The sequence below is a fragment of the Mycobacterium sp. genome (assembly GCF_049585075.1).
Classification (GTDB): domain Bacteria; phylum Actinomycetota; class Actinomycetes; order Mycobacteriales; family Mycobacteriaceae; genus Mycobacterium.
Map to the genome: position 1 here is coordinate 1 of NZ_JBAUZA010000288.1, position 5,213 is coordinate 5,213.

Below are 5,213 nucleotides of genomic sequence, written 5' to 3' on the forward strand. Positions count from 1 at the left end.
CCGGTACCACCGGTCACCACCACCGTGCCCGCCGCCCACGCATCCGGCATCGTCAACACAACCTTGCCGACATGACGCGCCTGACTCAAATACCGCAACGCCGCCGGCGCTCGCCGCACATCAAACGCCGTCACAGGCAATGGCCGAAGCGTGCAATCATCGAACAACTTGGCTAGGTCGGTGAGCATTGTCTCGATGTGGTCTGCCCCGGCCTCGAAGAGGTCGAAGGCCCGGTAGCGCACTCCCGGGTGTTGTTGGGCGACCACATCGGGGTCGCGGATGTCGGTCTTGCCCATCTCCAAAAACACCCCACCCCGGGCGACCAACCGCAACGAGGCATCAACGAAATCACCAGCCAGCGAATCCAGCACCACATCCATCCCGCGCCCACCGGTGACGGCTCGGAATTTCTCCTCGAAATCGAGGCTGCGCGAATCGGCAATATGGTCATCGTCAAAGCCCATGGCCCGCAACGTGTCCCACTTACCCCTGCTAGCGGTGGCAAACACCTCCAACCCCAAATGCCGGCCCAACTGCACCGCCGCCATCCCCACCCCACCAGCCGCGGCATGCACCAACACCCGCTGCCCCGGCCGAACGTTCGCCAGGGTCGTCAGCGCGTAGTAGGCAGTCGCGAAGACCACCGGCGCCGTCGCGGCATCGGCATACGACCATCCGGTGGGCATGTCCACCAGCAGCCGGGCGTCGGTGATCGCCATGGTGCCGGTGCCTTCCGGGAACAGCCCGGTGACGCGGTCGCCGACGGCGAAACGATCATCGCCCGGAGCAGTTTCGATGACGATGCCGGAGGCCTCGATACCCATCACCGCGTCGTCGTCGGGGTATAGCCCGAGGGCGATCATGACGTCGCGGAAGTTGGCTGCCATTGTGCGAACAGCGACCCGGACCTGGCCCGGCTCCAACGGCGCATCAGCGGTGGGGATCGGTTCCAGCAGCAGATCCTCGAAGGTGCCCTTGGTCGACATGCCCAGCCGCCATGGCCCGTCACTCGGCGGCACCAACAGGGCGTCCACCGCGCGGCTGCCATGCACCCGCGCGGTGTAAACCGTCCCACCCCGCAGCACCACCTGCGGCTCACCGGCCGACACCACCGCCGCTACCGTCGACTCATCAAGGGGTGCATCCGAATCCACCAATACGATCCGGCCGGGGTGCTCGGTCTGCGCCGAACGCACCAACCCCCACACCGCGGCACCTGCCAGATCGGTGACGTCCTCCCCCGGTAACGCGACTGCGCCGCGGGTCGCCACCACCAGTATCCCCGAGTCGTGCCCGGCCAACCAGGATTGCAGCGCGGCCAGCGCTTCGTGGGTGCGCCGGTAGGTTGCGACCAGCGGATCTTCTTCGACGGCAACCGATTCGAAGACGTCATGCGACGGCATATCGGTGTGCGCCGCCGTCGACGCGGGCGCCCAGACCACCTCAAAGATCCGGTCGGGTCCCGAGCAAGACACCGCCGCCATCAACTGTTGCTGCGTCACCGGACGGGCCACCATCGACGCCACCGACAACACCGGCAACCCCAGCCCGTCGGCCAACTCCACCGACACCGACGACGGACCCGACGGCGCAATCCGCGCCCGCACCGCCGCCGCACCCGCCGCATGCAGCGAGACACCTTGCCAGGAGAACGGCACCAGCACACCGTCGTTGCCGCGGTCGTCGTCGGTGGCCACGATCACCGCGTGCAAGGCCGCGTCCAGTACCGCCGGGTGCACACCGAAACCTGCCGGTGATACGCCTGCATCGGTGGGCAAGCTGACGTCGGCGAACACCTCGTCGCCCCTACGCCACATCGCGGTCAACCCCTGGAACGCCGGGCCGTATCCATATCCGCGCGCCGCCAACCGGTGGTAAAGCCCGTCGATGTCGACCGGCTTCGCGCCCACCGGCGGCCAGGTCGACATATCGGTGCTCGGTTCGGCATTGCCGGGCCGGACCACACCTTCGGCATGCAGCGTCCAGCCCGAGTGTTCGTCGTTGCGGGAAAACACCGACACCGACCGGCTGCCTTCTTCATCGGAGCCGCCGACCACGACTTGCACAGCTACCGAACCGGTCGCCGGGATCACTAACGGCGCGGCCAACATCAGTTCGTCAACGACCGAGCAGCCGACTTCGTCGCCGGCACGGATAGCAAGCTCAACGAACCCAGCACCCGGGAACACCACCACGCCACCAACCGCGTGATCGGCAAGCCAGGCTTGTGACGCCGCGGAAAGCCGACCAGTCAGCACCACACCGCCCGAGCTCGGCAACTCCACCACCGCACCCAGCAGCGCGTGCTCGCTGGCCGTCAAGCCCAGGCCGGCAGGGTCACCAGCAGCGCCATCGCCGGAAAGCCAGAACCGCCGCCGCTCAAAGGCATACGTCGGCAACTCCACGAGTCGAGCCCCGGGCAACGCCGCGCGCCAGTCCACCCCGACACCCGAGGCAAAGGCCTGGGCCAGCCCCGTCATCAGGCTGGCTGGTTCGGGGCGGTCTTTGCGCAGCATCGGGACCGACACGATGTCGACGTCAGCGAGCGATTGTTCGATAGATGCAATCAGTGCGCCGCCCGGGCCAACTTCGAGAAAACGGCTGGCCCCAGCCGAATTCGCAAACCGGATGCTGTCGGCGAACCGTACCGCCGACCGGATGTGCTGCGTCCAGTAGTCGGCCGACCCGAAGTCTTCGCCCGCCAACTGTCCCGTCACATTCGAAATGACCGGGATGGTCGGCGCGTTGACCGTGAGCCCCTTGGCCGCCGCTGTGAACTCGGCGATCATCGGCTCCATCAACGGAGAGTGGAAAGCGTGTGAGACGGCAAGCTTGTGGACGCGGCGGCCCTGTTCGCGCAGCCGGTCGGCGATCGCGGTCACCGCACCCTCGTCACCGGAAACCACTACAGAAGACGGGCCGTTCACGGCCGCAATACTGACGCCGTCGGTCAGCAGCGGTCGCACTTCGTCTTCTCCTGCCTGCACGGCCATCATCGCGCCGCCGTCGGGCAGCGCCTGCATGAACCGGCCGCGCGCCACCACCAGCACGGCGGCGTTCTCCAGCGACAAAGCGCCGGCGACGTGGGCCGCGGTCAATTCGCCTACCGAGTGGCCCATCACGAAATCGGGCCGCATGCCCCAGGATTCGAGTAGCCGGTACAGCGCGACTTCGATCGCAAACAAGGCGGGTTGTGCGAATTCAGTTGTGTTGAGTAGATTTTCGTCGTGGCCCCAGATGACTTCGCGCAGCGGCCGCAGCAAGTGCCGGTCCAGCTCGCCGACAACGGTGTTGAAGGCTTCGGCGAAGACCGGATAGGCGGCATGAAGTCCCATGCCCATCCCGAGCCGTTGGGCGCCTTGCCCGGGGAAGACGAACACGGTCTTGCCGGCCAAGGCGGCATGCCCCTGGATTACCGAGGTGCCCGACAGTCCGTCCGCCAGTTCAACCAAGCCGCTCAACAGCTCCTGGCGGTCAGCACCGAGCACGACAGCCCGATGCTCGAACGTCGAGCGGCCCGCCAACGACCAACCCACATCAGCGGCATCCAACTGCTCACGCGCGCCGAGGAATTCACCCAATCGCGCGGCCTGCTTGCTCAGCGACGCTGAACTCTTGGCCGAAATCACCCACGGCACGATCGGCGGTTCGGCCGCCGGCTCAGCCGCCTCAACAGCCTCTACCGCCGGAGCCGCTTCGATGATCACGTGCGCATTGGTGCCACTGATGCCGAATGACGACACCCCGGCGCGGCGCACGTGGGCATCGGCCGGCCAGGGCTGAGCTTCGGTCAACAACGACACTGACCCCGCCGACCAATCCACATGTGGGCTGGGCTCATCGACATGCAACGTCGCCGGCAACAGCTCGTGGCGCATCGCCTGCACCATTTTGATCACACCGGCCACCCCCGCCGCGGCCTGCGTGTGACCCATGTTCGACTTGATCGACCCCAACCACAGGGGCTGCGAGCGGTTCTGCCCGTAGGTGGCCAGCAGCGCCTGAGCTTCGATCGGGTCGCCCAACGTGGTGCCGGTGCCGTGGCCCTCCACCACATCGACCTCGGGGCCAGTCAGCCCCGCGTTGGCCAACGCGGCCCGCACCACCCGCTGCTGCGATGGCCCGTTGGGCGCGGTCAACCCGTTGGAGGCGCCATCCTGATTCACCGCCGAGCCGCGCACCACCGCCACCACCGGATGACCCAATCGCTGGGCATCCGCGAGGCGTTCCACCACCAGCATTCCCCCGCCTTCGGAGAATCCGGTGCCATCGGCGGCTCCGGCGTACGCCTTGCACCGCCCATCCACGGACACCCCGCGCATACGACTGAACTCGACAAAGATGTCGGGCGTGGCGTTGACGGTGACGCCGCCGGCCAGCGCCAGATCGCACTCCCCCGACCTCAGCGACTGCACCGCCATGTGCAGCGCCACCAGCGACGACGAACACGCGGTGTCCACCGACACCGCCGGGCCCTCCAGCCCCAGCGCATACGACACCCGGCCCGAGGCCACACTCGAGGATTGCCCGGTCAGCCTGAAGCCCTCAGGCGTTGCGGCGGAACCCAGACCGTAGCCCTGGGTGTAGACACCGGCGAACACCCCGGTGGCGCTGCCCCGCAGCCCGACGGGCTCAATTCCGGCTCGCTCCAAAGCTTCCCAGGACAGTTCGAGGAACAGCCGCTGCTGAGGATCCATCGCCAGCGCCTCAGTCGGCGTTATACCGAAGAATGCGGGGTCGAAATCGGCCACACCGTCGACGAATCCACCGGTGCGCGTGTAACTCGCGCCCGCGACGTCGGGGTCGGGGTTGTAGAGACCAGCCAGGTCCCAGCCCCGGTCGTTCGGAAATTCGGTGAGCACGTCACGGCCCTCGACCAGCATGTCCCACAGCGCTGCGGGGGAATCGACCCCGCCCGGGTAGCGGCACGACATGCCGACGATCACAATCGTGTCGTCGCCGGATGCGCGCGCTGCGGATGTCTGTGCCTGCTTGACTTCCTGCGGGACACCCGCCAGTTCGGCACGCATATAGCTGGCCAGACCGCTGGGTGTCGGGTAGTCGAAGATGAGGGTCGGTGAAAGCCCCAGCCCGGTGGCCGTTTTGAGTCGGTTACGCATCTCGACTGCGGTCAGCGAGTCAAAGCCCAACTCCTGGAACGCCTTATCGGGGTCGATGGCCTCTGGTGTCGTATTACCCAGCACTGTGGCGAT

General features: G+C 66.8%; 1 protein-coding gene. It reads right to left on the minus strand.

What is annotated here, in order from left to right:
* The coding region (locus WB785_RS14075) for a beta-ketoacyl synthase N-terminal-like domain-containing protein (RefSeq protein WP_424079949.1) at nt 1-5,213 on the minus strand (5,213 nt) is incomplete at both ends.